General features: G+C 73.4%; 22 protein-coding genes and 1 pseudogene. 5 read left to right on the forward strand and 18 right to left on the reverse strand.

Going from position 1 to position 25626, the window contains the following annotated elements; all coding sequences use genetic code 11:
* Window positions 1-175: 175 nt before the first annotated feature.
* From AB0F56_RS11910 to AB0F56_RS11920, 3 genes are read right to left on the reverse strand one after another with little or no spacing between them, the layout of a single operon-like run.
* The gene (locus tag AB0F56_RS11910; protein WP_362007229.1) at window positions 176-1021 is read right to left on the reverse strand and encodes an ABC transporter permease; all 846 of its coding nucleotides are present in this window, start codon (window positions 1019-1021) and stop codon (window positions 176-178) included.
* Window positions 1018-1992, reverse strand: coding sequence for an ABC transporter ATP-binding protein (locus tag AB0F56_RS11915; RefSeq protein ID WP_362007231.1), 975 nt, complete (start codon window positions 1990-1992; stop codon window positions 1018-1020). Before AB0F56_RS11915 ends, AB0F56_RS11910 begins: the two co-directional genes overlap by 4 nt.
* Before the next feature lies 1 nt (window position 1993).
* Entirely contained in the window at window positions 1994-2797 is an 804-nt protein-coding gene (locus tag AB0F56_RS11920) for an ABC transporter permease (protein WP_362007234.1), read from the reverse strand.
* 157 nt (window positions 2798-2954) lie between these two features.
* Here AB0F56_RS11920 and AB0F56_RS11925 point away from each other — a divergent pair, with 157 nt between their 5' ends.
* On the forward strand, window positions 2955-3833 hold the full coding sequence (locus AB0F56_RS11925; protein ID WP_362007237.1) for a winged helix-turn-helix transcriptional regulator: 879 nt from the start codon (window positions 2955-2957) through the stop codon (window positions 3831-3833).
* Window positions 3834-3838: 5 nt separating this feature from the next.
* Here the strand turns inward: AB0F56_RS11925 and pdxH are convergent, their stop codons facing one another.
* The gene (gene pdxH / locus AB0F56_RS11930) at window positions 3839-4510 is read right to left on the reverse strand and encodes a pyridoxamine 5'-phosphate oxidase (RefSeq protein WP_362007239.1); all 672 of its coding nucleotides are present in this window, start codon (window positions 4508-4510) and stop codon (window positions 3839-3841) included.
* A 228-nt stretch (window positions 4511-4738) separates the two neighbouring features.
* Between pdxH and AB0F56_RS11935 the strand changes: the two genes are divergently transcribed.
* Window positions 4739-5848 carry a citrate synthase 2 gene (locus tag AB0F56_RS11935; protein WP_362007242.1) on the forward strand — a complete coding sequence of 370 codons (1110 nt, stop codon included), beginning with the start codon at window positions 4739-4741 and terminating at the stop codon, window positions 5846-5848.
* A 129-nt stretch (window positions 5849-5977) separates the two neighbouring features.
* Here the strand turns inward: AB0F56_RS11935 and AB0F56_RS11940 are convergent, their stop codons facing one another.
* Window positions 5978-7057: a 2-oxoglutarate and iron-dependent oxygenase domain-containing protein gene (locus AB0F56_RS11940; RefSeq protein ID WP_362007245.1), complete on the reverse strand. Its 1080-nt coding sequence runs from the start codon at window positions 7055-7057 to the stop codon at window positions 5978-5980.
* Window positions 7058-7355: 298 nt separating this feature from the next.
* On the opposite strand from AB0F56_RS11940, the gene AB0F56_RS11945 reads away from it, so the two are divergent.
* Entirely contained in the window at window positions 7356-9050 is a 1695-nt protein-coding gene (locus AB0F56_RS11945) for an FAD-dependent monooxygenase (protein ID WP_362007868.1), read from the forward strand.
* A 5-nt stretch (window positions 9051-9055) separates the two neighbouring features.
* Here the strand turns inward: AB0F56_RS11945 and AB0F56_RS11950 are convergent.
* From AB0F56_RS11950 to AB0F56_RS11990, 9 genes and pseudogenes are all read right to left on the reverse strand, one after another.
* Window positions 9056-9679: pseudogene (locus tag AB0F56_RS11950) on the reverse strand (TetR family transcriptional regulator); the annotation flags it as partial.
* A complete protein-coding gene (locus tag AB0F56_RS11955; protein WP_362007246.1) occupies window positions 9667-10374 on the reverse strand; it encodes an enoyl-CoA hydratase family protein in 708 nt (235 codons plus the stop codon). The pseudogene AB0F56_RS11950 and the gene AB0F56_RS11955, both read right to left, overlap by 13 nt.
* A gap of 22 nt (window positions 10375-10396) precedes the next feature.
* Window positions 10397-11974, reverse strand: coding sequence for a 4-coumarate--CoA ligase family protein (locus AB0F56_RS11960; RefSeq protein WP_362007249.1), 1578 nt, complete (start codon window positions 11972-11974; stop codon window positions 10397-10399).
* 46 nt (window positions 11975-12020) lie between these two features.
* Window positions 12021-13157, reverse strand: coding sequence for an acyl-CoA dehydrogenase (locus AB0F56_RS11965; RefSeq protein ID WP_362007252.1), 1137 nt, complete (start codon window positions 13155-13157; stop codon window positions 12021-12023).
* Window positions 13154-15127: a biotin carboxylase N-terminal domain-containing protein gene (locus AB0F56_RS11970; RefSeq protein ID WP_362007255.1), complete on the reverse strand. Its 1974-nt coding sequence runs from the start codon at window positions 15125-15127 to the stop codon at window positions 13154-13156. The genes AB0F56_RS11965 and AB0F56_RS11970 overlap by 4 nt, the downstream gene beginning before the upstream one ends.
* 8 nt (window positions 15128-15135) lie before the next feature.
* Window positions 15136-16731, reverse strand: a complete 1596-nt coding sequence (locus AB0F56_RS11975) for a carboxyl transferase domain-containing protein (RefSeq protein ID WP_362007256.1) — start codon at window positions 16729-16731, stop codon at window positions 15136-15138.
* Window positions 16728-18422 carry an acyclic terpene utilization AtuA family protein gene (locus AB0F56_RS11980; protein WP_362007258.1) on the reverse strand — a complete coding sequence of 565 codons (1695 nt, stop codon included), beginning with the start codon at window positions 18420-18422 and terminating at the stop codon, window positions 16728-16730. Before AB0F56_RS11980 ends, AB0F56_RS11975 begins: the two co-directional genes overlap by 4 nt.
* Window positions 18419-19210: a TIGR03084 family metal-binding protein gene (locus tag AB0F56_RS11985; RefSeq protein ID WP_362007259.1), complete on the reverse strand. Its 792-nt coding sequence runs from the start codon at window positions 19208-19210 to the stop codon at window positions 18419-18421. Before AB0F56_RS11985 ends, AB0F56_RS11980 begins: the two co-directional genes overlap by 4 nt.
* Window positions 19211-19509: 299 nt before the next feature.
* Window positions 19510-20400, reverse strand: a complete 891-nt coding sequence (locus tag AB0F56_RS11990; protein ID WP_362007870.1) for an EamA family transporter — start codon at window positions 20398-20400, stop codon at window positions 19510-19512.
* A gap of 211 nt (window positions 20401-20611) precedes the next feature.
* Here AB0F56_RS11990 and AB0F56_RS11995 point away from each other — a divergent pair, with 211 nt between their 5' ends.
* A complete protein-coding gene (locus AB0F56_RS11995) occupies window positions 20612-21499 on the forward strand; it encodes a LysR family transcriptional regulator (RefSeq protein ID WP_362007260.1) in 888 nt (295 codons plus the stop codon).
* Here the strand turns inward: AB0F56_RS11995 and AB0F56_RS12000 are convergent.
* Both AB0F56_RS12000 and AB0F56_RS12005 read right to left on the reverse strand, forming a co-directional pair.
* Window positions 21471-22469, reverse strand: coding sequence for a hypothetical protein (locus AB0F56_RS12000; RefSeq protein ID WP_362007262.1), 999 nt, complete (start codon window positions 22467-22469; stop codon window positions 21471-21473). The two genes, AB0F56_RS11995 and AB0F56_RS12000, sit on opposite strands and share 29 nt — an antisense overlap.
* 51 nt (window positions 22470-22520) lie before the next feature.
* Window positions 22521-23114 carry an MBL fold metallo-hydrolase gene (locus AB0F56_RS12005; RefSeq protein ID WP_362007264.1) on the reverse strand — a complete coding sequence of 198 codons (594 nt, stop codon included), beginning with the start codon at window positions 23112-23114 and terminating at the stop codon, window positions 22521-22523.
* Window positions 23115-23352: 238 nt separating this feature from the next.
* Here AB0F56_RS12005 and AB0F56_RS12010 point away from each other — a divergent pair, with 238 nt between their 5' ends.
* Window positions 23353-24336, forward strand: coding sequence for a helix-turn-helix domain-containing protein (locus AB0F56_RS12010; protein WP_362007267.1), 984 nt, complete (start codon window positions 23353-23355; stop codon window positions 24334-24336).
* Window positions 24337-24342: 6 nt separating this feature from the next.
* Here AB0F56_RS12010 and AB0F56_RS12015 read toward each other — a convergent pair whose 3' ends face one another.
* Window positions 24343-24924: a DUF2867 domain-containing protein gene (locus tag AB0F56_RS12015; RefSeq protein WP_362007268.1), complete on the reverse strand. Its 582-nt coding sequence runs from the start codon at window positions 24922-24924 to the stop codon at window positions 24343-24345.
* Between the two features lie 10 nt (window positions 24925-24934).
* Window positions 24935-25618, reverse strand: coding sequence for a TetR/AcrR family transcriptional regulator (locus AB0F56_RS12020; protein ID WP_362007270.1), 684 nt, complete (start codon window positions 25616-25618; stop codon window positions 24935-24937).
* Window positions 25619-25626: the final 8 nt, after the last annotated feature.

A 25626-nucleotide genomic window follows, 5' to 3' on the forward strand; every position in this document is an offset into this window, starting at 1 on the left:
TTCGTGAGGTGACTGCGGGCTAACGGCCTGCCGTCGCACTCTGTGCACCTCGGCAGGCCACCTGCCGAAAACCACGCAGTCACCCGACCCGTGGGCCGCCGGTAAGTCCGGCCGGCTCCCGTCCGAACTCGAGCGGACGGGACCAAGGCCCACGGGTCGTCTGCGTTTCGGCGCTCTACGCCAGGGAGAGCCTGCCCGTGCGCTGGGCGTGGGCCTCGCCCACGCGGAGGATCAGCGCCGACGCCGCAAGCAGCAGGGCGCTCAGGGCGCCCAGGCCCAGGAGGGTCGGGGCCAGCTCGGTCAGGGTGCGGTGTTCCAGGAGGGCTCCTCGGACCGCGATCAGGCTGCCCGTGAGCGGGAAGACCGCTCCCACCAGCTGGATCGCCGCCGGCAGGGCGAAGTTCGGGAGGCGGACCCCCGACACGAACCAGAGCGGCTCGTCCAGGATCGTGTACAGGAACGCCGAGTCCCGCGAGAAGACCAGCACACTGTTGAGGAACGTGCCCCACGCGACCGCCGGGATCAGCAGCGCCAGGAAGACGATCCCGTACATCCACCAGGCCGACACCGACAGCGTCCCGAAGCCGGTGAGCGCGGCGACGGTGAAGCAGGTGAGCAGCCAGGCGTTCTGGAGCAGGGCCCCCGCGCCGTTCGCGACCATGAGGGTCAGGCGTCCGGCCGGGGAGAGGAAGAGGAGCTCCAGGGTGCCGGTGGAGCGCTCGAAGGAGAAGTGCCAGGCGCTCTGGACGAGCGAGAAGAAGAAGGCGTACGCGAGCGTCCCGGTGGCCAGGAACGCCAGGAGCCGCTCCGGGTCGGCGGCCGTCGGCCAGTTCGCGGCGGCCGGGGACGCGGTCGCCACCGGACGCAACGTGTAGTAGGTCGTGGCCAGTTGGAGCAGCGGCCAGACCAGCATCGAGAAGACCACGAGCGGCTGGCCGAAGAGACGGCGGTGCTGCTTCAGGGCTTCCGCCGCGAAGATCCGGACCGCGTGACGGAAGGATCGGGTCGGTGCGTGGGTCATACGAGTGCGCCCTCCTCCCTCTCCGCCAGCGCCAGGATCGCGTCCTCCAGGCTCGCCTCCGCGATCTCCAGGCCCCCGATCGAGCCGCCCGCCCGCACGATCGCCGCCGCCAACGGGCCCGCCATGTCGTCCGGGTGGCGGAGTGTCAGGAGTTCCCCGCCGCCCGGGAGCGGCTCCCGCGTCGCCCCGAAGTCCGTCGCCACGGCCGCCGTAGCCTCGCCCGGGTTCGTCACCGTCAGGCGGATCGTGCGGTGACTGCCGGTCGCCGCCTTCAGTTCCGCCGGGCTGCCCTGCGCGAGGTGGCGGCCGGCGGAGATCACGTACACGTGGCCGCACAGCTCCTCCACCTCGGCCAGGTAGTGCGAGGTGAGCAGCACCCCCGTGCCCTCCTCCGCGAGCCGCGCCACGACGCGGCGCAGGTCACGGGCGATCGGGGCGTCCAGACCGAGCGTGGGCTCGTCGAGGAGGAGGTACGCGGGCCGGTTGATCAGCCCCCGGGCGATGGCCAGGCGCTGGGTCATGCCGCGCGAGTACCGCTCGACGAGCGTGTCCGCCGCGTCCGTCAGGCCCACGAGAGTCAGCAACTCGTCTATGCGGGCTTGCAGTTCGCGTTTCGGGACGTCGTAGAGCTGGCCGAAGTACCAGAGGTTCTCCCGGCCGGTCATCCGGGTGTAGACCATGCGCTCCCCGCCCGCGATGAGGTTGATCCGGCGGCGGACGGCCCGGGCGTCCGCGACCGTGTCCAGGCCGTCGACCGTGACCGAGCCCGAGGTGGGGCGCAGGAGCGTGGCCAGGATCTTGATGGTCGTGGTCTTGCCCGCGCCGTTGAGGCCGAGGAGGCCGGTGATCCGGCCGGGCGGGATGTCGAGGTCGAGTCCGGCGACCGCCCGTTTGACGTCCCTGGCGCCGAAGATCCCCTTGGTGCGGACGGGGAAGTCCTTGTGCAGTGAACGGACCTGAATACCCGTCATGTCAGTAGTTCCTCTCGATCGCGCGGGCCTCGGCCCGCGGCAGGTACTTCAGGCCCAGGAGCAGGTACGCGCCGCTCAGCAGCGCGCACACCGCGAGCCGCGGCAGCAGCTCGGGCAGCGAGCCGGCCCCGGTGGTCGCCGCGTGCAGGACGTCCGTCGCCGCGGTCGTCGGCAGCAGCTCGGCGAACCACTGGACCGGCTCCGGCAGATAGGCGCGCGGGAAGGTGAAGCCGCCGACCAGGCCGAGGACGATGAAGACGGTGTTCTGCGAGATGTGCGCCTCGCCGGCGGCGATCATCAGCCCGCCGAGCCCCACCGAGAGGGCGAAGACCGCGCCGACCAGCGCGAGGGCGCCGAGGAGCAGGCCGGGCGCGGAGGCGACCGGGACGGCGATGCCGAGCAGGGCGACCACGACACCGAGCGCGAGGAACTCGACCAGGCTGCTGAGGACCGCGAAGGCCGTGAAGCCCGCGAGGTACGGGAAGCGGCGCGCGGGCGCGATGAGCAGGGCGCCGAGGGTGCCCTGCCGCTGCTCGGTGATCAGCGCCTTCGCGGACCAGAGGATGAGCCGGACCGTGAACTGGAAGGCCGTCGCGCCGACCACGATGTAGGCGAGGTAGGCGGTGGTCCCGCTGCCCTCGGTGAAGTCCTCGGCGACGGCTCCGCCGCCGATGGCGTGGTAGCCGAGGTACGCGAGCCCGATCGCGAGCGCGGCCGGCAGGACCGTACCGACGGCGTACGTCCATGGATAGGCGCGACGGGTCGTCTGCCAGGTGCGCCATGCGGTCGCCCAGGCTGTGGACATGCGGGATTCCCCTCCCCGAGATTCCCCGAGACCCGCACGACGCAGGGCGACGCGCGAGTCTCTTTTCGGAACTTACACTGAGTTTCTATCGGGAACTCACCCCGTGCCGCAAGATGGACCGACGAACGACCTCGTCCGGAATCCGAAGGAGCAGCGCATGGTCCGAGCCGTGCCCGAGCGCGACGCCGCCTGCGCGATCGCCCAGGCCGCCGCCGTCGTCGGCGACTGGTGGAGCCTGCTGCTCGTCCGGGAGACCGCGCGCGGCCGGCACCGCTTCGACGAGCTCCAGGCCGAGCTGGGCATCTCCCGCAAGGTCCTCACCGAGCGCCTCGGCCACCTCGTCGACAGCGGCGTGCTCGACCGCGTCCCGTACCAGCAGGGGCCCGTGCGGTACGAGTACCGGCTCAGCCCGGCCGGGCGCGCCCTGCTCCCCGTCCTGGTCGCCATGCAGGACTGGTCCGACCGCTGGCTCCTCGGCGACGGGAGCCTCACCGCCTCCGCCGACGAGCACAGCGCCGAGGCCCTCCGCGTCCACGAACTGCCCGGCACCCGGCTGCCGCGGCTCACCCTGCCCGCGCACACCGGCGCCGAGCGCGACCCGGTGGACCCGGACGCCGCCGCCACCGTGCTCTTCTGCTACCCCGCGACCGGGCGGCCGAGTCCGCTGCCCGAAGGCTGGAACGACATCCCCGGCACGGTCGGCTGCACGCTGGAGAACCGGCTGTTCAGGGACGCGTACGAGGACTTCACGGCCGCCGGGGTCGCCGTCCACGGCGTCTCGACCCAGCGCCCCGACGAACAGCGCGCCTTCGCCGCCGCCGAGGACATCCCCTTCCCGCTGCTCTCCGACATGGACGCCCGGCTCGCGGCCGCGCTCCGGCTGGCGACCTTCCGCGCCGGCCAGGCGCTCCGGCTCAAGCGGGCCGTGCTCGTCCTGGACCGGGAGCGGGCCGTACGGCACGTCCAGTTCCCGGTGACCGACATCCCGCACGCGGTCGAGACGGCCCTGAGCGAGGCGTCACGGCTCTCGGGGTGACCCGGTCAGGGTGAGAGGCGCTCCACCCGCCACTTGTCGGCGCCGTCCTCGGCCCGTACGTACCGCAGCCGGTCGTGCAGCCGGTTCTCGTGCCCCTGCCAGAACTCCACCGTGTCCGGGACGACCCGGAAGCCGCCCCACTCCGGCGGCACCGGCACCTGCTCGTCCGCCGGGTAGCGGGCGGCCAGCTCCTCGTAACGGGCGAGCAGCTCCTCGCGGGACGCGATCACCGAGGACTGGTGGCTGGCCCAGGCGCCCAGCTGGGAGCCGTGCGGGCGGGTGCGGAAGTACGCGACGGTCTCGTCCCGTCCGGTGCGGACCGCCCGGCCCGTGACGATGACCTGGCGCGCCAGCGGGTGCCAGGGGAAGAGCAGCGAGATGTACGGATTGGCCGCCAGCTCGCCGCCCTTGCGGGACGAGTAGTTCGTGTAGAAGACGAAACCCGCCTCGTCGTAGTGCTTCAGGAGCACCGTGCGGGAGGACGGCCGGCCGTCGGGCGTCGCGGTCGAGACGACCATCGCGTTCGGCTCGTGGATCGCCGGGCTCGTGGCGACCGCCGTGAACCAGCGCGTGAACTGTTCGATCGGTTCGGGGGCGAGGTCGGCCACAGTCAGCTCCGTGGTGCGGTACTGCTCGCGCATGTCGGCGGGATCGAGAGCGTCGGTCACAGGGTTCATCCTGCCGCAGAGGCGCAGTCTGCCCGGCATCGCGGGCCGTTAACCCTTCGTCGCCGGATCGGCGGAGTGTGCCGGATGTCACGCTTCCCCGCATCATCGGAACCGTACAGACTCTTCGGCTGGATGACTGTTGCTTCCCGACCAAAGGTCCCCGACGGTCCCCGAAGGTCCCGACCGACAGGTCCCGCCCACCGCTGGATGATTGATCATCGATAGAGGAGCCGCCTGATGTCCGACTTCGTACCCGGGCTCGAAGGAGTCGTCGCGTTCGAGACGGAGATCGCCGAACCCGACAAGGAGGGCGGCGCTCTTCGGTACCGCGGCGTCGACATCGAGGATCTCGTCGGTCATGTCTCGTTCGGCAACGTCTGGGGCCTGCTGGTCGACGGCGCGTTCGACCCCGGTCTGCCGCCGGCCGAGCCCTTCCCGATCCCGGTCCACTCCGGTGACATCCGCGTCGACGTGCAGTCCGCGCTCGCCATGCTCGCGCCCGTCTGGGGCCTGAAGCCGCTCCTCGACATCGACGCCGACCAGGCCCGCGACGACCTCGCGCGCGCCGCCGTCATGGCGCTGTCGTACGTCGCCCAGTCGGCGCGCGGCCAGGGCCTGCCGATGGTGCCGCAGAGCGAGATCGACAAGGCCACGTCGGTCGTCGAGCGGTTCATGATCCGCTGGCGCGGCGAGCCCGACCCCAAGCACGTCAAGGCCGTCGACGCGTACTGGACCTCGGCCGCCGAGCACGGCATGAACGCCTCCACCTTCACCGCCCGCGTCATCGCCTCCACCGGCGCCGACGTCGCCGCGGCGCTCTCGGGCGCCGTCGGCGCCATGTCCGGGCCGCTGCACGGCGGCGCCCCGTCCCGCGTCCTCGGCATGATCGAGGAGATCGAGCGGACCGGCGACGCCACGGCGTACGTGAAGAAGGCCCTGGACCAGGGCGAGCGGCTGATGGGCTTCGGCCACCGCGTCTACCGCGCCGAGGACCCGCGCGCCCGCGTCCTCCGCCGTACGGCGAAGGAGCTGGCCGCGCCGCGCTTCGAGGTCGCCGAGGCGCTGGAGAAGGCCGCGCTCGAGGAGCTGCACGCCCGCCGCCCCGACCGCGTCCTCGCGACGAACGTCGAGTTCTGGGCGGCGATCGTCCTGGACTTCGCCGAGGTCCCGGCGCACATGTTCACGTCGATGTTCAGCTGCGCCCGTACCGCCGGCTGGTCGGCGCACATCCTGGAGCAGAAGCGCACGGGCCGCCTGGTCCGCCCGAGCGCCCGCTACACGGGCCCGGGCCAGCGCGACCCGCGCGAGATCGCGGGCTACGCGGACCTGGCGGCGTTCGCGGGCTGACGCAGGCGCTCGACCGACGCGGAGGACCCGGGGCAGCCCGCACAGCGGCCCCGGGTCCTCTCGCGTGTGTCAGCGTGTCTCAGTCGGCCTCAGACCGTCTCAACCGGCCTCGTGCCCTCTCGGGCCGCCTCAGGCCGCCGTGAGCGGGCGCGCGTCCGCGAGCAGCAGGTCCGCGTGGTGGCGGGCTGCGGCCAGCGGGTGGGCGCGCAGCTTGCCCTTCAGCTCGTTGCGGCCGTACTCGGCGAACAGCGGGTTCGCCGGGTCGGTGGTGACCCCGGGCGCCGTCGAGGCGTACGGGAACTCCAGCGGGGCGATCCGGGCGTCGAGGCGCGGGTTGTAGAAGAACGGCACGGAGAAGCGTTCCGTCGCCGCGGGCGGCGAGACCACCCGGTGGTTGGTGGCGAGCAGGTAGCCGTTGGTCGCCACTTCGAGGAGCTCGCCGAGGTTCACGACGAACGCGCCCGGCAGCGGCGGCACGTCGTGGAAGAGGCCGTCCTCGCGCTCCACCTGGAGGCCGCCGACGTGGTCCTGGAGCAGCAGCGTCAGGAAGCCGTAGTCCTTGTGGGCACCGACGCCCTGGTCGGCCCCGTCGCCCGCGCTGCCGGGGTAGCGCACCAGCTTGAGGTGCGGGTGGGCCCGGTCGCCGAACACGTCGTCGTAGAAGCCGGCGGGCGCGCCGATCGAGGCGAGCAGCTCGTGCAGCAGCCGCTCGGCGACTCCGCTGAGCCGCTCGACCCAGTTCAGCGCGGCGAGGCGCAGCTCGGGGAGGGCGGCGGGCCACTGGTTGGGGCCCTGGAGCCACCAGTACGGGGCCTCGTCGGGGCCTGGGACGCGCGCGGGGCGCTCGGCGCCGATGTCGAGCTGGTCGCGCCAGTCGCGGGAGCCGCCGGTGCGCTCGTCGCCGATGCGGGTGTAGCCGCGGAAGTGCGGCGAGTTGGTGGTGTCGAGCGCGAGCCGGTCGGCCTCCGGGAGGGCGAAGAAGGCCTTCATCGCGGAGGTCAGCGCCGTCGTCTCGGCCTCGGTGATCCCGTGCCCGACGAGCTGGAAGAAGCCGACGTCGTGGGCGGCGGAGTGCAGCTGGGCGTGGAGGAGGCGCCGGGCCTGCGGGCCGCGGTCGGCGGCGGAGAGGTCGACGATCGGCAGCTGGGAGCTGTACGGCCGCTGCGCCGAGGTGGAGGGCTGCTGGGTGGCAGTGGTGCTGTGCGTCATGGTGTGCGTCCGCGGGGGTGTACGGGCCCGTGCGCGTCGCCAGGGGTGGGGCGGGGGCGCGGGTGCCTGAAGAGAGGGGGGCTACGAGGTCAGGCGGAGCGCCGACAGCCCATGCTCGTGACGCGGACGAAGTCCACGTGGCGGCGGCGTACGAGCGGAAGCATGCGACCAGCGTACTGCGGGGCGGGCCGTACGTATGTGGCGCGGGTCACGCCACCGGGTGACCATGGTCTTCGGGGCCGGTCCGAGAGCGGGGGCGCACTGGGAGGATCCCGTGGCAGACACCCGTACGAGCACTGTGTCGACCGGCTTCTCGACCGACGTGCTGATCGTGGGCGCCGGGCCCGTGGGCCTCAGCGCGGCCGCCGAACTGCGCAGGCGCGGGGTGCGCTGCCGGCTCGTCGACCGGCTGCCTGCCCGCCTCCCGTACGCAAAGGCCGTCGGCGTCCAGCCGCGCACGCTGGAGATCTGGGACCGGATGGGCCTGGCCAGGGCCGTCATGGAGGCCGCGGTCCCGATGCGCGGCCAGCTGATCCACGTCAACGGCCAGGAGCGGGGGCGGATCGAGCTGGAACTGCCGCCGGAGGTGCCGTACGGGTTCGCCGCGCTGCCTCAGTACGAGACCGAGCGGCTCCTGGAGGAGTACGTCGCCGGTCTGGGCACGGTCATCGAGCGCGGCACGGAGCTGGTGTCGTTCGGGCAGGACGCGGACGGGGTGACGGCGCGGCTGCGGGCCGCGTCCGGCGCGGAGGAGGAGCTGCGGGTCCGGTATCTGATCGGCTGCGACGGCGCGCACAGCACCGTCCGCAAGGGCCTCGGGCTCGGCTTCGTGGGCGGGGCTTTCCCGGAGGAGTACATGCTCGGCGACGTCGAGGCCGACTGGGACATGCCGTACGGGTACGGCATCCGGTCCCTGCACGTCGCCGAGGACGGTTCGACGGACGACCTCCTGGTCTGCATCCCGCTGCCCGGCAAGGGCCGCTACCGCATGTCGATGACGGTCCCGCCCGAGCTCTCCACCCACAGCGACGGGGACGGGGTGGCGCACGGTCTGGAGGGCGGCCGGGTGCCCGAGCTGTCCCACATCCAGGCCGTGGTCGACCGACTGGCCCCCGTGCCCGCGCGCGTCTCGGAGCTGCGCTGGTCGTCCGTGTTCCGGATCAGCCACCGGATCGTCGACCGGTACGGCGAGGGCCGGGTGTTCGTCGCGGGCGACGCCGCCCACATCCACCCGCCGACCGGCGCCCAGGGCATGAACACCGGCATCCAGGACGCCTGCAACCTGGCCTGGAAGCTCGCCCTCGTCCTGCGCGGGGAGGCCGGACCGGGGCTGCTCGGCAGTTACGACGCCGAGCGCCGCCCGGTCGGCGAGGAGGTCGTGGGCCGGACCGTCCGGCACGCGCGGCAGGGCATGGAGGCCGACCCCGACGACCCGGCGACCGTGATGCTGCGGGAGGCCCAACTCCTCGTCTCCTACCGCGACGGCCCGCTCGCGGCCCATCCGTACGGCCCGGAGGACGCCCCGCAGCCCGGTGACCGGGCCCCGGACTGCGCCGGCCTGACGACGCACCTCGCCGCCTACCCGCTGCGGCTCCTCGACGTCCTGCGCGGCCGCACCGGGCACGTCGTGCTGCTGTACGCGGACAAGGCCGACGAGCTCGCGAGGGCGGCGGAGGCGGTCGCGGTGGTCGCCGCGGCGGTGGGCGGGGACCGGCCGACGGTGGTCGCGCTGCTGGCGCGCGAGTCCGACGACGAACGCGTCCAGGTGCGCGGCGCGTTGCCCGAATACCGGGACGCGGGAGGGGAGTTCGCGCGGCTCTACCGTCCGGACGGACCGACCGGCTTCCTCGTCCGCCCCGACGGGCAGCTCGGCGCCCGCTTCCCGCTCGCGGGCACGGCGGCCGCGCTCAACGGCTACCTGGCGGCGCTCTCCGTACCGACGGCGGCACCGGCGGCGGCACCGGCTGCGGTGTCCGAACCGACGCCGCTCTGAGCGCCGCCCAGGACCTCGTCCAGGAGGGTCGACCACTGCGCCACGACCCGCGCGCGGCGGGCCGCGTCGTCCGTCAGGAGCGTGGCGAGCCCCAGGCCCCGGGCCATGTCCAGGAGCCCCTGGACCGTCTCCCGCACCCCGGGCACGGACTCGTCGGCGGCCAGCAGGGTCACGGCCATCCGGTGGGAGTCGCGGCCGACGCGGGCCTCCAACTCCGTGACGCGGGCGTGCAGCTGGGGCTCGTGGGCGGCCGCGACCCAGAGGTGGAGGGCGGCGCGGAACAGCGGCCCGGTGAACAGGTCGACGAGCGCGGCGACGGCCTCGCGGCGGTCGCGCGCGGGAAGCTCGCGCAGGGCTTGGGACCGCTCCTCGGCGACGTACTCGACGGCCGCCGTGAAAAGGTCCTCGCGGGTCGGGAAGTGGTGCTGGGCCGCGCCCCGCGAGACGCCCGCCCGCTCGGCGACCACGGCGACGGTGGAACCCGCCCAGCCGTGTTCGGCCAGGCAGGACACCGCCGCCTCCAGGAGCCGCTGCCGGGTGGCGCGGCTCCTGTCCTGCTGGGGGCCTTGCTTGGGCCCCTGCTGCGGGCCTTGCCTGGGGCCTTGCTGCGGGCCGGTCACAACCGCCATTCGGGGTCCCGTCGTTCGAGGAAGGCCGTCATCCCTTCGCGCGCCTCGGGGGAGGCGAAGAGCGTAGCCGACCTCTGGACCAGGTCCTCCGCGTCACGCTCGAAGGTCTCCAGGACTCTAGCCGTGACCAGCCGCTTCGACTCGGCCAGCCCCTGCGGGGAGCCCAGGCGCAGCCCGTCGAGGATCGCGTCGAGGGCGTCCGCGGGGGCGGTGACGAGGCCCATGGCGATTGCCTCGGCCGTACCGAACCGCTCCCCCGTCACGTAGTACCGCGCCGCCGCCCGCGGCTCCAGCTTCGGCAGCAGCGTCAGCGAGACGACGGCGGGCGCGACCCCGATCCGCGCCTCGGTCAGCGCGAAGTCGGAGCCCTCCGACGCGACCACGATGTCGCACGCCCCGAGCAGCCCGAGCCCGCCGGCCCTGACGTGCCCGTCGACGACGCCCACCACCGGTTTCGGCAGCTCCACGATCTGCCGGAGCAGATCCACGAAGGCGTACGGGCTCGGCGGCGCCTTCAGGTCCGCGCCGGCGCTGAACGTCGAGCCGGTGTGCGTGAGCACCACAGCCCGTACCGACGGGTCCTGCGCGCACTCCGTGAACGCCGCCGCCAACTCGGCGACCAGGGCCGCCGAGAGGGCGTTGCGGTTCGCCGGGGAGTCGAGCGTCAGCGTGGCGATACCTAGATCCAACTTCAAGAGTCCACCTTCATCTCGGCCGTCATTCCCGGTCCCGCAGCTCACGACGGAGGATCTTCCCCGAAGCGGCGCGCGGCACCCCGTCGATGAACTCCACGCGCCTGACCTTCTTGTACGGGGAGACCCTCCCCGCCACGTACGCCATCACGTCCTCGGCGCCGAGCCCGTCCGCGCCCGGCTGCCGGACGACGTACGCCTTGGGGATCTCGTTGCCGTCGTCGTCGGTCACGCCGATGACGGCCGCGTCGGCGATGGACTCGTGGGTGAGCAGCAGGGCTTCGAGTTCGGCGGGGGCGACCTGGAAGCCCTTGTACTTGATGAGTTCCTTGACCCGGTCGACGACGAACAGCCACCCGTTCTCGTCGACGCGCCCGATGTCGCCGGTGTGCACCCAGCCGTCGCCGTCGATCATCGCGGCGGTGGCGTCGGGCCGCCCCAGGTACCCCTTCATGACCTGCGGCCCCCGGATGGCGACCTCGCCCTCCGCGCCCGGTTCGGCGTCCTTCGACGGGTCGTCGAGCGACAGGATCCGCATCTCGGTGGAGGGCAGCAGCTGCCCGACGGCGCCGGGCGGCGGGTTCTGCGCGGCGAGCGGGACGACGTGCGTGCCCGGGGACAGCTCGGTCATCCCGTACGCCTGCCGGACCGGCGGCAGCTTCAGCCGCGCCGAACACGCCTCGGCGAGCGAGGCGTCGAGCGGGGCGGCGGCGCTGACGATGTACTCAAGCGAGGACAGGTCGTACGCGGCGACCGCGGGGTGCTTGGCGAGCGCGAGGACGATGGGCGGGGCGACGTACAGGCCGTTGATGCGGTGGTTCTGGATGGCGGCGAGGAAGGTGTCGAGCTCGAAGCGCGGCAGCACGACGACGGTGGCACCGTGCCGCAGGGGCGCGTTCATGAGAGCGGTGAGCCCATAGATGTGGAAGAACGGCAGCACGGCGAGGATCCGGTCCCCCGGCCGCATGGGCATCAGCGGATACAGCTGCTCCAGGTTGGTCGCGATGGACGTGTGCGTGAGCATCACGCCCTTCGGGACGCCGGTGGTGCCGGAGGAGTACGGCAGGGCGGCGATGTCCTCGTCCGGATCGATGGCGACGTCCGGCTCGGGGGCGTTCGTGGCGACCATCGCCTGCAGGGAACGGATCCCCTCGCCCTCGGGGGCCTGGTCGCAGACGAAGATCTCCTCGATCCCGCCCGCGAGTTCGGCCGCGCGCCGGGCCGCCGGGAGGAGCGGGGAGACGGTGACGATCCAGCGCGCGGACGAGTCCTTGAGCTGCTTGGCGAACTCCTCGGGCGTCGCCAACGGATGCACGGTGGTGACGGACGCGCCGGCCCGGGTGGCCGCGTAGAACGCGATCGGATACAGCACGGTGTTGGGGCTGTGCAGCGCGAGGACGTCCCCCTTCCGCACCCCCGCCTCGGCCAGCCCGGCGGCCACGCGCCGATGGAACGCGTCGACCTGCGCGTACGTGAGACTCAGCTCCCCCGCCCCGTCGATCAGCGCAGGGGTGTCCCCGAACTCGGCGGCCCGCCCGAGGACGGCCTCGTGAATGGGGAGGGAGACGGCAGGAACATCCGCGTACTCGCTGTGAAACACCATGTGTGCCCCCTGGAGAGGTGGAAGGTGGTCGCCAGGATGGACCCGCTCAGTACGACTTGGGGAGACCCAGGGACTGGTGGGACACGTAGTTCAGGATCATTTCCCGGCTGACGGGGGCGATGCGGGCCACGCGGGAGGCGGCGATCAGGCGGGCCAGGCCGAACTCTCGGGTGAGGCCGTTGCCGCCGAGGGTGTGGACGGACTGGTCGACGGCCTTCACGCAGGCCTCGCCGGCCGCGTACTTGGCCATGTTGGCGGCCTCGCCCGCGCCGATGTCGTCGCCGGCGTCGTAGAGCTGCGCGGCCTTCTGCATCATCAGCTTGGCCAGCTCCAGCTCGATGTGGGCCTGGGCGAGGGGGTGGGCGATGGCCTGGTGGGCGCCGATGGGGGTCTTCCAGACCTGGCGCTCCTTGGCGTACTTCACGGCCTGGGCGAGGGCGTAGCGGCCCATGCCGATCGCGAACGCGGCCGTCATGATGCGCTCCGGGTTGAGCCCGGCGAAGAGCTGGAGCAGGCCCGCGTCCTCGTCGCCGACGAGCGCGTCGGCCGGGAGGTGGACGTCGTCGAGGGTCAGCTCGAACTGCTTCTCGTTCGCGTCCAGTTCCATCTCGATCTGCCGACGCCCGAACCCGGGGGCCTCGCGGGGGACGATGAAGAGGCAGGGCTTCAGGTTGCCCGTGCGGGCGTCCGACATCCGGCCGACGATCAGGGTCGCGTCGGCGATGTCGACGCCCGACACGAACACCTTGCGGCCGTTGAGGACCCAGCCGTCCTCCGTCTTCGTGGCCGTCGTCGTGATCCGGTGGGAGTTCGAGCCCGCGTCCGGCTCCGTGATGCCGAAGGCCATGGTGAGCGAGCCGTCCGCCAGACCCGGGAGCCAGGTGCGCTTCTGCTCCTCCGTACCGAAGCGGGCGATGACCGTGCCGCAGATCGCGGGCGAGACGACCATCATCAGGAGCGGGGCGCCGGCGGCCCCCGCCTCCTCCAGGACGATCGACAGCTCGGCCATGCCGCCGCCCCCGCCGCCGTACTCCTCGGGCAGGTTCACGCCCAGGTAGCCGAGCTTGCCCGCCTCCGCCCACAGCGCCGCACGGTCGAAGCCGGGGCCGTGGCGGTGGCCGAGCGCCGCGACGGCGGCGCGGAGCGCGGTCAGCTCTTCGCTCTCGATCATGGTGCTGCTCATGCGGTCTGGTCCTCCTGTGCTTCGGCCTGCACGGACTGCTCGGACTGCTCGGACTGCTCGGACTGCTGTACTACGGCCAGTAGGGCGCCCACCTCCACCTGGCGGCCGGGGGTCGCGTGGAGCGCGGTGAGCGTGCCCGACGCGGGGGCGGTGACGCGGTGCTCCATCTTCATCGCCTCCAGCCAGAGGAGCGGCTGCCCGGCGGTGACCCGGCCCCCGACCGCGAGACCCTCCGCGACGCGCACGACGGTGCCGGGCATGGGGGCCAGGAGAGAGCCGGGCTCGCGCTGGTCCGCCGGGTCCGGGAAGCGGGGGTGAGCGGTGAGGCGGTGGGGGCCCACGTGGACGGTGGCGCTGTCGTCGCCGTATCGCGCCACGTCGAAGGACCTCACCACGCCGTCGACCTCGAGGCGTACGTGGTCCGGCGCGGCGGACTCCACGCGGACGCCCTCGGGCGCGGTGACCGCGTACCCGCCGTCGCGGGTGGGGCGGTACCGGACCTCGTGCTCGCCGTAGGCCTTGACCTGGTCCTGCGAGACGAGGTTCCGCCACCCGCCCCCGAACCGGCCCTGACGGCTCGCGGCGTCCGCGAGCGCGGCGGCGACGGCGGCGTACGCCTCGCCGGGCGGTGCCTGGGTGAGCGCGTCGAGGTTCCGCTCGTAGAAGCCGGTGTCGAGCCGCTCCGGATCCCCGAACTCGGGATGCCGAAGGGACCCGACGAGCAACTCCCGGTTGGTGACCGGGCCGTGCACCCGGGCCGTCTCCAGCGCGCCGGCGAGCTTGCGGATCGCCTCGGGGCGGGTGGGCGCGTGGACGACGACCTTGGCGAGCATGGCGTCGTAGTGGACACCGATGGTGTCGCCGGAGGCGTAGCCGGCGTCCACGCGTGCCGTCGCGGCCGGGGCGATCTCAAGGGCGTGCAGCACGCCCGCCTGGGGCGTCCAGCCCGACGCCGGGTCCTCGGCGTAGAGCCGGGCCTCGATCGCGTGGCCGGTCGGGGTCGGCGGCTCGGGCGGGAGCGGGGCGCCCTCGGCGACGGCGATCTGGAGCGCGACCAGGTCGACCCCGTACACCTCCTCCGTCACCGGGTGCTCCACCTGCAGCCGCGTGTTCATCTCCAGGAAGTGCGCCTTGGGGGTCCCCCCTGCTCGAGCGGAGCCGAGAGCTTGGGGGACGTCCGCGACCAGGAACTCCACCGTCCCCGCGCCCACGTACCCGACCGCCTTCGCGGCGGCGACGGACCGGGCGTACAGCTCCGCGAGCAGCGACGGCGCGAGCCCCGGCGCCGGGGACTCCTCGATGACCTTCTGGTGGCGGCGCTGGAGCGAGCAGTCGCGCGTACCGAGCGCCCACACCGCGCCCTGCCCGTCCGCCAGGATCTGGACCTCGACATGACGCCCGTTCTCCACGTACGGCTCGACGAACACCTCCCCGTCCCCGAACGCGCTCGCCGCCTCCGCCGAAGCCGCCTTCAACTCCCCTTCCAGCGCGTCGAGTTCGCGGACGATCCGCATGCCGCGACCGCCGCCGCCCGCCGCCGCCTTCACCAGGACCGGCAGGTCCGCGTCGGTGACGTCGGCGGCCGCGAGCGGGGCGATCCCGAGGAGCTCCTTGGCCCGCGTCTTCGAGGCCATCGCCTCGATCGCCTCCGGCGGCGGCCCGATCCACACCAGGCCCGCGTCGCGCACGGCCCGCGCGAACTCCGCGTTCTCGGAGAGGAAGCCGTACCCCGGGTGCACGGCGTCCGCGCCCGCCGCGAGCGCCGCCTTCACGACCAGGTCGCCACGGAGGTACGTCTCCGAGGGCGCCGCCCCCGGCAGCCGTACCGCCGCGTCCGCCTCCCGTACGTGCAGCGCACCGGCGTCCGCGTCCGAGTACACCGCGACCGTCGCGATGCCGAGCGCGCGGCAGGTCCGGAAGACCCGGCAGGCGATCTCGCCCCGGTTGGCGACCAACATCCTGGAGATCATCTCTCGCCTCACATCCGGAAGACGCCGAAGCCGCGCGCGCCCTCGACCGGTGCCGTGTGGATCGCGGACAGGCACAGCCCGAGGACCGTGCGGGTGTCGCGGGGGTCGATGACGCCGTCGTCGTACAGCCGCCCGGACAGGAACATCGGCAGGGACTCCGACTCGATCTGCGCCTCGACCATCGCGCGCAGACCGGCGTCCGCCTCGTCGTCGTACGGCTGCCCCTTCGCGGCCGCGCTCGCCCGCGCCACGATCGAGAGCACGCCCGCGAGCTGCTGCGGGCCCATGACGGCGGACTTGGCGCTCGGCCAGGCGAAGAGGAAGCGCGGGTCGTAGGCCCGGCCGCACATGCCGTAGTGCCCGGCGCCGTACGACGCGCCCATCAGCACGCTCAGATGCGGCACCCGGCTGTTCGAGACCGCGTTGATCATCATGGCGCCGTGCTTGATGATGCCGCCCTGCTCGTACTCCTTGCCGACCATGTAGCCGGTGGTGTTGTGCAGGAAGAGCAGTGGGATGTCGCGCTGGTTGGCGAGCTGGATGAACTGCGCGGCCTTCTGCGACTCCGCGCTGAACAGCACGCCCTGGGCGTTGGCGAGGATGCCCACCGGGTAGCCGTGCAGCTCGGCCCAGCCGGTCACCAGGCTCGGCCCGTACAGCGGCTTGAACTCGTCGAAGTCCGAGCCGTCGACGATCCGGGCGATGACCTCGCGCGGGTCGAAGGGGGTCTTCAGGTCCCCCGGCACGATCCCGAGCAGCTCGTCCTCGTCGTACTTCGGCGGCTCCGCGTGGGCCGGATCGGCGTGCGCCTTGCGGTGGTTGAGGCGGGCGACGATCCGGCGGGCCTGGCGCAGCGCGTCGGTCTCGTCGACGGCGTAGTGGTCGGCGAGCCCTGACGTACGGGCGTGCATCTCGGCTCCACCGAGCGACTCGTCGTCGCTCTCCTCGCCCGTCGCCATCTTGACCAGCGGCGGACCGCCGAGGAAGACCTTCGACCGCTCCTTGATCATCACGGTGTGGTCGGACATGCCGGGGACGTACGCCCCGCCGGCCGTCGAGTTGCCGAAGACGACCGCGATGGTGGGGATGCCGGCGGCGGAGAGCCGGGTGAGGTCGCGGAAGAGCGCGCCGCCCGGGATGAAGATCTCCTTCTGGGACGGCAGATCGGCGCCGCCGGACTCGACGAGGGAGATGACCGGGAGCCGGTTGGCGTACGCGATCTCGTTCGCCCGCAGGGCCTTCTTCAGGGTCCACGGGTTGGAGGCGCCGCCGCGCACGGTCGGGTCGTTGGCGGTGATCAGGCACTCGACGCCCTCGACCACCCCGATGCCGGTGACGATCGACGCGCCGACCGGGTAGTCGCTGCCCCAGGCGGCGAGCGGCGAGAGCTCCAGGAAGGGCGTGTCGGGGTCGAGAAGCAGCTCGATCCGCTCCCGCGCGAGCAACTTGCCGCGCTTGCGGTGCCGTTGGACGTACTTCTCCCCGCCGCCCGCGAGCGCCTTGGCGTGCTCGGTGTCGAGGGCGGCGAGCTTGTCGAGCATGGCGGCGCGGTGGGCCGCGTAGTCGGGTCCGCCGGTGTCGAGGGCGGAGGCGAGGACGGTCACAGCAGTTCCTCCGGTACGTCGAGTTCGCGGGCGCGGAGCCACTCGCCGAGGGCCTTGGCCTGGGGGTCGAAGCGGGCCTGGGAGGCGACGCCTTCGCCGAGGATGCCGGTGACGACGAAGTTCAGGGCGCGGAGATCGGGCAGGACGTGCCGTACGACGTCGAAGTCGCCTGTCTCGGGCAGGAGTTGCTGGAATGTCCCGACGGTGAGGTGGTGGACGAGCCACCGCCAGGCGGCCTCCGTACGCACCCACACCCCCACATTCGCGTCGCCGCCCTTGTCACCACTACGGGCTCCCGCGACGAGCCCGAGCGGTGCGCGGCGCGTCGGCCCGTCGGGCAGGGGCGTGGGCAGCGGGGGTTCGGGGACGGGTTCGAGCTCCCGGGTGTGGACGGGTACGGGGAGGGTGACGCGGCTCCCGTCGGGCAGGACGGCGGTGTGCGGGACGTCGGAGGCGGGGACGTACGCGGCCTCGAAGACCCCGTAGGGGGCGCCCTTGCCGGGTGGGGCGGTGACGTGGAAGCCGGGGTAGCTGGAGAGGGCCAGTTCGATGGCGGCGCCGCTGAGGGCGCGGCCGACGGGCTCGGGGGCGGGGTCGCGGACGACGAGCCGGAGGAGCGCGCTGGCGGTCTCCTCGGTGTCGGCGTCGCTCCGGTCCGTCCGGGCCAGCTCCCAACGGACCCCGGCGGGCCGGGACTTGGCACGCTCGAAGGCGTCCTCCACCTGGTCCTTCACGAGCTGGGCCTTGGCCTCGACGTCGAGGCCGGTGAGGACGAAGACGACCTCGTTGCGGTGGCCGCCGATCCGGGTGAGCCCGGCCTTGAGGGTGGGCGGCGGGGCCTCGCCCCGTACGCCGTCGATCCGCACCCGGTCGGGCCCGTCCTGGGTGAGCCGTACGGTGTCGAGCCGGGCGGTCACGTCGGGCCCGGCGTACCGTGCGCCGGCCGTCTCGTACAGGAGCTGCGCGGTGACGGTCCCGAGGTCGACGACGCCGCCGGTGCCGGGGTGCTTGGTGATGACGGAGGAACCGTCGGGGTGGATCTCGGCGAGCGGAAATCCGGGACGCCGGAGGTCACGCGGGTCGTGGTCGCGGAAGAAGGCGTAGTTGCCCCCGGTGGCCTGCGTACCGCACTCCAGGACGTGCCCGGCGACGACCGCGCCGGCCAGGGCGTCGTACTCCTCCGGCCCCCAGCCGAACCGCCACTGCGCGGGCCCTGTGACGAGGGCGGCGTCGGTGACGCGGCCGGTGACGACGACGTCGGCGCCGGCGGCCAGGCAGGCGGCGATGCCGGCGCCGCCGAGGTAGGCGTTGGCGGTCAGGACTCCGTCGCGGGGCGGGAGCCGGTCGCCCTCGACGTACGCGATCCGGGTGGGCAGCCCGAGCCGGTCGGCGAGGGCGCCGAGGGCTTCGGCGAGGGCGGCGGGGTTGAGGCCGCCGGCGTTGGTGACGATGCGGACGCCGCGCTCGTGGGCGAGGCCGAGACTCTCCTCCATCTGGCGCAGGAAGGTCTTGGCGTAACCGCCCTTCGGGTCCTTCAGGAGGTCGCGGCCGAGGATGAGCATGGTGAGTTCGGCGAGGTAGTCGCCGGTGAGGACGTCGAGGGAGCCCGGTTCGCCGCCGGTGAGCATCTCGTGGACGGCGTCGAAGCGGTCGCCGTAGAAGCCGGAGGCGTTGCCGATACGGAGGATCACGCCTGCTCCTTGGCGGGACGCCCGCCGCCGGGGGGACCGGCGAAGGCCTGGGCGATGGTGAGCCAGTGCTCGGCGTCGGCGCCTTCGGCCGCGAGGGCGGTGTCGTCGCGGTGGACGCGCTGGGTGACGAGGAGGCAGAAGTCGAGGGCGGGTCCGGTGATCCGCTGGGCCGCGTCCTCGGGCCCGTACGCCCACTCCTCGCCGCCCGGTCCGACGAGCTCGACCCGGAAGGGCTCGGCGGGCGGTTGGAGACCCCGTACGAGATAGGCGTAGTCGCGAGCGCGGACGCCGATCCAGGCGACGTGGCGCAGGCGGGCGGTGGGTGCGCGGACGGCCCCGAGGGCGTCGGCGATGTCCTGGCCGTGCGCCCAGGTCTCCATGAGGCGGGCGGTCGCCATCGAGGAGGCGCTCATGGGCGGCCCGTACCAGGGGAAGCGGGCGCCGGGCGGGGCGGTGGCCAGGGCCGTCCAGAGCCGCTCACGGCCGACGCGCCAGCGCCCGAGGAGCTCGCCGGGGGCGAGCGCGGCGCCCTCGGCGGCGCCGTCGTCGACGAACGACTCGGGCGCGGCGAGGGCCTTCTCGGCCTCCACGCGGAACCCCTCGGCGTCGGTGACGGCGAGGAGCGCGGCGCGGTCGGTCCAGGCGAGGTGGGCGACCTGGTGGGCGACGGTCCAGCCGGCGGCGGGGGTGGGGGCGGCCCATCTCGTGTCGCTCAACTCGGCGACGAGCCGGTCGACTTCCTCGCTCTCACGGCGTAGGTCGTCGAGCACGACGGCGGGGTCGGACACGGTGCGCTCCCCTCGGGACACGGGCGTGTGCGGAGGAGCATGGCAGCGGCGGGAGAAACAATCAAGCATGCTTGCTTGTACTGAGCGAAATTTCCTCGGCGGGCTCGCCGGGGTCGACCAATTCCGGTACGGGCGAACGCTCTTGGGGCGGCGCCGCCCGTGAACTGCACGTCGGCACCGGCACCCGCTCGATATCCGTGACGACGACGGCGATCTCCTCGCCGACGTCGAAGCCTTCCGCCGGACCGGAGGGACCGACAGAGGCCAGGGCCCGGCCGCGCGCGGCGCGCGCCTGGGGACTACGCCTCCGGGATCGCCCTGACGCGTTTCGTCTGGGTGCGGACCGCGCCCATGCTGGCGGCGATGACGAGGGCGATGGCCAGGGCGTCCAGGAGGGAGAGGCCCTGGCTCAGGACGAGGAAGCCGGCGGTGGCGGCGATGGCCGGTTCCAGGCTCATCAGGATGGCGAAGGTGGGGGCGGGGAGGCGGCGGAGGGCCAGGAGTTCGAGGGTGTACGGGAGGACCGAGGACATCAGGGCGACCGCGAGGCCGAGGGCGATCGTCGAGGGGACCAGGAGCTTGTCGCCCGCCTCGACGATGCCGAAGGGCAGGCTCAGGACCGCGCCGAAGGCCATCGCGAGCGCCAGGCCGTCCGCCTGCGGGAAGCGGCGGCCGGTACGGGCGCTGAAGACGATGTACGTCGCCCACATCGCGCCCGCCGCGAGGGCGAAGCCGGCGCCGACCGGGTCCAGGCGGTCGAAGCCGCCGCCGGTGAGCATGCCGCTGAGCAGGAGGACGCCGCCGAGCGCGAGCCCCGCCCAGATGAGGTTCGAGAGGCGGCGGGAGGCGATGACCGAGAGGAGCAGCGGGCCGAGGACCTCCAGGGTCACGGCGGCGCCGAGGGGGATCCGGTCGACGGCCTGGTAGATGAAGATGTTCATCCCGGCCATCGCGGTGCCGAAGGCGACGACCGTGCCCCAGTCGGCCCGGTTGTAGCCGCGGACCTTCGGGCGGCAGACGATCAGCAGGACCGCGGCGGCGAGAACGAGCCGCAGCGTCACCACGCCGAGCGCGCCGGCGCGCGGCATCAGCAGGACGGCGACCGCCGAGCCGAACTGGACGGACAGGCCGCCCGCCACGACGAGTGCCACCGGGCCCAGGCGGGTGCCGCGCGCCGGGGCCGTCGGCACCGTCGCCGTCCGCGCGCCCGTGCCCGTGCCCGTGCCCGCCGTCGTGTCCTTGACCGGGCTGTCCACCGGCTCACTCCCCTGCAGGATGGTTCATTGCACTGGACTTACCAGTCCAGGATAGTGGACCCGTCAAGTGGGCTCCGACACTCACGCTAAGCCGTCCCGCGCGGCGCGTGAAATGCCGATTGGGCTGCGGTTATGCTCCGGGCGCATGAGTCAAGGGAGTCGCTCGGGCATCGAGCTCCGCCACCTTCGCGCCTTTCTCGCCATCGCCGAGGAGGGCAACGTGACCCGCGCCGCCGCCCGCCTCCACCTCACCCAGCCCGCGATGTCCCGCACCCTCGCCGCCCTGGAGAAACACCTCGGCGTCCGGCTCGTCGACCGCTCCACCCACCACCTCGCGCTCACCGCCGAGGGCCGCGCCTTCCACGACCGCGCGGCGGCGGCCGTCGCCGCGTTCGACGCGGCCCTGGACCCCGGCCGGCTGCGCCACCGCCCGCTGCGGCTCGGGCACGCGTGGTCGGCGTTCGGCCCGTACACCACGCCCCTGCTCCGGCGCTGGCAGCGCGAGCACCCCGACACCCCGCTGGAACTCCTCCGCATCGACGACCGCACGGCCGGCCTCGTCCGGGGCGAGGTGGACGCCGCGCTGCTCCGGGGCCCCGTCGACGCGCCCGGCCTGGCGACCGAGGAACTGGCCACCGAGAACCGGGTGGCCGCCGTGGCGACGGACAGCGCGCTGGCCTCCCGTACGTCCCTCACCCTGGCGGACCTCGCGAGCGAGACGATCGTCCTCAACACCGTCTCCGGCACCACCACCCCGTCCCTCTGGCCCGCGCACCTGCGCCCGGCCACGACCCTGACGGTCGGCAACACCGACGACTGGCTCACCGCGATCGCCGCCGGCCGGGGCGTCGGCGTCTCCTCGGCCTCCACGGCGGCCATGCACCCCCACCCCGGCGTCACCTACCGCCTCCTCCCCGACGCCCCCCGGATCCCGGTCCTCCTGGCCTGGCGCGACACCTCCCCGCACCCGGCGACGCGGCTGCTCGTGGAGCTGGCCCGGGAGATCACGGAGCGCCCGCCGGCCGGGACCTGACGGCGACGACAACGACGCGCGCGGTCACCGCGGCCGTCAGGACGAGGACACCGGCGAAGGCGCCGAGGGTGACCCCGTCCGGGTGGATCAGGGACTGCCCCCTGGCCGCCTGCGAGGTCACGACCGCGACCAGGCCCCAGAGGCCGAGCGCGGCACAGCCCACCAGACGGGCGCGGACCCGCTCGTCGCGCAGCCAGGCGCGCCGGGCCGACAGCGCGGCGAGCACCACCGTGAGCAGCAGCAGGACCTGGATGCCGTGCAGGGCGAAGAAGTGCGGCACCCGGAAGTCCCCGCCGGTCACGCTCCAGTTCGTGAGGGCCATGCCGTGGCCGTCGGGGTCGCCGATGCCGTGGCCCTGGTACATCGGGATGGCGTCGCCGTTGGCGTCGGTGACGGTACGGGGGTGCACCCCGGTCACCATCCAGTAGAGCGGCACGAGCATGCCGAAGGTCGCGAGCCCGAGCCCGGCGCGGATCGCCCGGTTCAGGTCCCCGCCGCCCGTACGCTGCCTCAACACGACGACACAGACGATCAGTTGCGCGACGACGATGACCATCACCCCGAAGGTGAGGACCGGTACGAGCGCCAGGGTGACCGGGTCGGTCCGGTCGGCGTTGAAGTGGCTGAACGTACCGCGCGCCGCCTGCACCGTGATGGCGCCCACCTCGACGACCACGGCCACCGCGAAAACGGTCCCCGCCCACCGCGCCAGCCGCCTGCCGCGGTCCAGTCGGGGCAGCAGCCACGCCAGCGTGGCGGAGTAGAGCGCGAAGGCGAAGCCGAACTTCAGCGGCTTCACCCAGACCGGCTCACCGAGCAGGGTCCGGTCGTCCACGGCCACTCCGACCCCGCTGAGGACCGTGAGCACCGCCAACAGGACGGCGCACACCGCCAGGGGGCGGTGCCATGGCCGACCGCGGCGCCGGTCGGCGGTGGTGGGGCCGGGCGGGGCGGCTTCGTGCAACGACATGGCGGGGTCCCCCTGTGTTTCGGTCGACGGTACGGACGTATCGACGGACGGCTAGAGCACCGCCTCGTCCCCGGCCGGAAACGGCCCCCCGTGCCCCGGGACGATCACGTCCGAGGTCTTCAGGACCCGCAGGCGGGAGGTGCGGAGCTGGTCGCGGTCCGGGGCCACCGGGTCCTCGGCCGGGCCGTCCGGGCGCCACCAGAGGTCGCCGACGAAGGCGACGACGCCCTCGGCCGTACCGGCGAGGAGCGTGATGTCCTCGGGGCTGTGCCCCGGGGTACGGATCAGGCGCAGGGACGGCGTCAGTTCGAGGCCCTCGGCGTCCCGGTCGGTCCACTGGTCGTTCAGGTACTCGGCCTTGTGGTCATGGACGCGCGCCCGGCCGAACAGGCCGACGTTCATGGTGTTGTCGGGGTGGTGGTGGCTGAGCACGACGTCGGTGATGTCGTCGGGCCCCAGGCCCAGTTCGGCCAGCGGGCCGAGGATCCGGTCCCGGCTCGCCACCATGCCGGGGTCGACGATCACATGACGCTCGCCGTCGGTCACGTACGAGACGGTGGCGGCGACGCCCGGGCCCGTGGAGAGGGTGTATCCGGTGGTCAGGACGGTGTAGGTGGCGCTGTTTCCGCGCGGCTGGTCGGTCATGAACTCAGCTTCGCCGGGCGGAAGATCGCCGACGAGTGGCCGCACTGCCACCCATCGCGGGTTTTCTGCCAGAGCCCGCTGCGGGGGGTCTGCTCCCGCGCCAGCCCGATCGGGCGGCGACCCGCTCCCACGGCAGCCCGATCGCGCGCCACTCCGTGCGGGTACGCAGGTACGCGAGTACGCCCGTACCGGGACCAGCCCCCGCCGCCCGAGGCTCACCCGTGCCACACTCCCCCGCATGCCGCCGTTCCTGAGCGTCGCCGCCTATGCCCCGCCGCGCGTCGGCATGCTCGCCGTCGGGCTGGTGTCCGAGGTGTTCGCCGCGCCGCCCGCGGGGCTTCCGCGTTTCGACTTCGCGCTCTGCGCCGACGCCCCCGGGCAGGTGCCCACCGACTACGGGGTGCCGCTCTCCGTCGCGCACGGGCTCGACCGGCTCGCCTCGGCGGATCTCGTACTCGCCCTCCCCTGGGCCGACTTCCGCACCCCGCCGCCCGCGCCCGTGCTCGACGCGCTCCGGGCCGCCCACGCGCGCGGGGCGCTCGTCGGCTCGCACTGTGTCGGGGCGTTCGCGCTCGCCGCGGCCGGGCTGCTCGACGGGCTGCGGGCCACCACCCACTGGCGGTTCGCCGACCTGCTCGCGCGGCGCCACCCGGCCGTCACCGTCGAGCGGGACGCCCTGTACGTCGACGAGGGCCGGATCCTGACGGGCGCGGGCGCCGCCGCCGGGTTCGACCTCTGCCTGCATCTGCTGCGCCGCGAGTACGGGGCCGCCGCCGCGAACGCCGTCGCCCGCGACCTCGTCCTGCCGCCGCACCGCGACGGCGGCCAGGCGCAGTACGTCACCGCCCCCGTCCCCGAGGACTGCGAGGACGAACGGCTCGGCGACGTCCTCGCGTGGGCCCGCGCCCACCTCCACGAGCCGCTGCCCGTGGCCGAATTGGCCCGCCGCGCCCTGATGAGCCGCCGCTCCTTCGCCCGCCGCTTCGCCGCCGCGACCGGGACCACTCCGCACGCCTGGGTCCTCGGCCAGCGGCTCGGCCGGGCGGAGGAGCTCCTGGAGACGACCGACCTCCCGGTCGAGGAGATCGCCCGCCTCGTCGGCTACGGCAGCGCGGCCGTCCTGCGCGAACAGTTCGTCCGCCGCCGCGGCGTCCCGCCCCGCACCTACCGCCGTACGTTCACCAGGACCGCGGCGCTCGACGACCAGCCCCGCCGGACCTGAGGCCCCCTAACGCGCCGTCTCGCGCCACTCCCGCCCGATGTCGCGCATCAGCGGCGGGTACACGAGCAGATGCCGGAACGGGGCGATCGCCGCCATGTAGGCCTTGCCGAACAGGCCGTTGGGCTTCACCAGGACGGCCAGCTGGCCGCGGTGGCCGCCCGAGCCGTCGGGGACCCAGCTCAGGTGCATCACGCCGTGCATGGTCCGGTTCGCCATTTCCGCCGCCCACTCGTCGTCCCCGAGGTAGACGGACGTGAAGGGCAGCCGCTCGAACTCCGGTCCTGCCGGGCCGTCGCGGAGGTCCTCCGGCAGCCGGTCGCGCAGGGTCGGCACCCGGGAGCCGAGGCCCTTGTCCCGGTCGTCCCAGCCGAACAGCTCGCCGAGCTTCCAGCGGATCGCGAACAGCCGGCGGGCGAGCCAGGAGGAGTTGTCGCCCGTGTCGCCCCCGGCGAAGTTCCGCACCAGGCGCGGGAAGTCGTCGGGGCCGCCGGGCGTCGGCAGCGCCCAGACGTCGTAGAGCCGGAAGTCGGGCGTCAACTCGTGGATCCGCCACGGGCGGGACGTGTGCGCGGACTTGGGAAGTTCCATGGGGTGCCTCCTACGGTTCGCTGTGTTCGACGGAGGAGTACGGGAAGCCGGCCGCCCCGAGACCGAGAGCCCCCGACGCGGCGGCGACGACCAGGGACGCGTCGTCGGGGACGCGGCCGGCCAGGGCGATCGAGGTGCCTTCGACCGCGCCCACGTAGGCGAGCGCGACGTCCCCGGCCGGCGGGCCCGCGGGGATCGTCCCCGCCGCGCGCCCGGCCTCGACGTAGCCGGTGCAGAGGTCGAGGAGGGCGCGGTAGCCCGTCTCCACCAGGTGTCCGATCGGATGGTCCTGCCCGGAGAACTCCAGGCGCAGCGCCACCGCCACGCGGGCGATGTCCCGCCGGCAGAAGGCGGTGTGCGCGCGGGCGAGCGTGAGCAGCGCCGCGAGCGGTTCCGACTCCCGCTCGACGTGGTGCCCGACCTCCCGGTCCCAGGCCTCGAAGACCCACTCGGCCACGGCGAGGGCCAGCTCCTGCTTGTCCTTGAACTGGTGGTAGAGCGCGCCGCGCGTGTAGCCGGCGTCCCTGGCCACCTGCTCCAGGACGAGGTTGCCGTAGCCGTGACGGGACAGCCCCCGGGCCGCCGATTCCAGGAGCGCGATGCGCGTGCGCTCCCGCCGCTCGGCCTGCGTGGAACGGCGGGGCCCCGGCGAGCCGGACGCGGGAGACCCAGCTCCCTCCTCACGTACATTCATGTATGTAT

The sequence above is a fragment of the Streptomyces sp. NPDC026092 genome (assembly GCF_040638605.1).
Taxonomy (GTDB): Bacteria; Actinomycetota; Actinomycetes; order Streptomycetales; family Streptomycetaceae; genus Streptomyces.

Excerpts from the sequence above, each read along its gene's own strand:
- AB0F56_RS11970 (WP_362007255.1), bottom strand. The coding sequence starts at position 15,127 with ATGATCTCCAGGATGTTGGTCGCCAACCGGGGCGAGATCGCCTGCCGG.
- AB0F56_RS11915 (WP_362007231.1), bottom strand. The coding sequence starts at position 1,992 with ATGACGGGTATTCAGGTCCGTTCACTGCACAAGGACTTCCCCGTCCGC.
- AB0F56_RS12000 (WP_362007262.1), bottom strand. The coding sequence starts at position 22,469 with ATGTCGTTGCACGAAGCCGCCCCGCCCGGCCCCACCACCGCCGACCGG.
- AB0F56_RS11935 (WP_362007242.1), top strand. The coding sequence starts at position 4,739 with ATGTCCGACTTCGTACCCGGGCTCGAAGGAGTCGTCGCGTTCGAGACG.
- AB0F56_RS11910 (WP_362007229.1), bottom strand. The coding sequence starts at position 1,021 with ATGACCCACGCACCGACCCGATCCTTCCGTCACGCGGTCCGGATCTTC.
- AB0F56_RS11960 (WP_362007249.1), bottom strand. The coding sequence starts at position 11,974 with ATGGTGTTTCACAGCGAGTACGCGGATGTTCCTGCCGTCTCCCTCCCC.
- AB0F56_RS12005 (WP_362007264.1), bottom strand. The coding sequence starts at position 23,114 with ATGACCGACCAGCCGCGCGGAAACAGCGCCACCTACACCGTCCTGACC.
- AB0F56_RS11920 (WP_362007234.1), bottom strand. The coding sequence starts at position 2,797 with ATGTCCACAGCCTGGGCGACCGCATGGCGCACCTGGCAGACGACCCGT.
- AB0F56_RS11940 (WP_362007245.1), bottom strand. The coding sequence starts at position 7,057 with ATGACGCACAGCACCACTGCCACCCAGCAGCCCTCCACCTCGGCGCAG.
- AB0F56_RS11965 (WP_362007252.1), bottom strand. The coding sequence starts at position 13,157 with ATGAGCAGCACCATGATCGAGAGCGAAGAGCTGACCGCGCTCCGCGCC.
- AB0F56_RS11925 (WP_362007237.1), top strand. The coding sequence starts at position 2,955 with ATGGTCCGAGCCGTGCCCGAGCGCGACGCCGCCTGCGCGATCGCCCAG.
- AB0F56_RS12010 (WP_362007267.1), top strand. The coding sequence starts at position 23,353 with ATGCCGCCGTTCCTGAGCGTCGCCGCCTATGCCCCGCCGCGCGTCGGC.
- pdxH (WP_362007239.1), bottom strand. The coding sequence starts at position 4,510 with ATGAACCCTGTGACCGACGCTCTCGATCCCGCCGACATGCGCGAGCAG.
- AB0F56_RS11995 (WP_362007260.1), top strand. The coding sequence starts at position 20,612 with ATGAGTCAAGGGAGTCGCTCGGGCATCGAGCTCCGCCACCTTCGCGCC.
- AB0F56_RS12015 (WP_362007268.1), bottom strand. The coding sequence starts at position 24,924 with ATGGAACTTCCCAAGTCCGCGCACACGTCCCGCCCGTGGCGGATCCAC.
- AB0F56_RS12020 (WP_362007270.1), bottom strand. The coding sequence starts at position 25,618 with ATGAATGTACGTGAGGAGGGAGCTGGGTCTCCCGCGTCCGGCTCGCCG.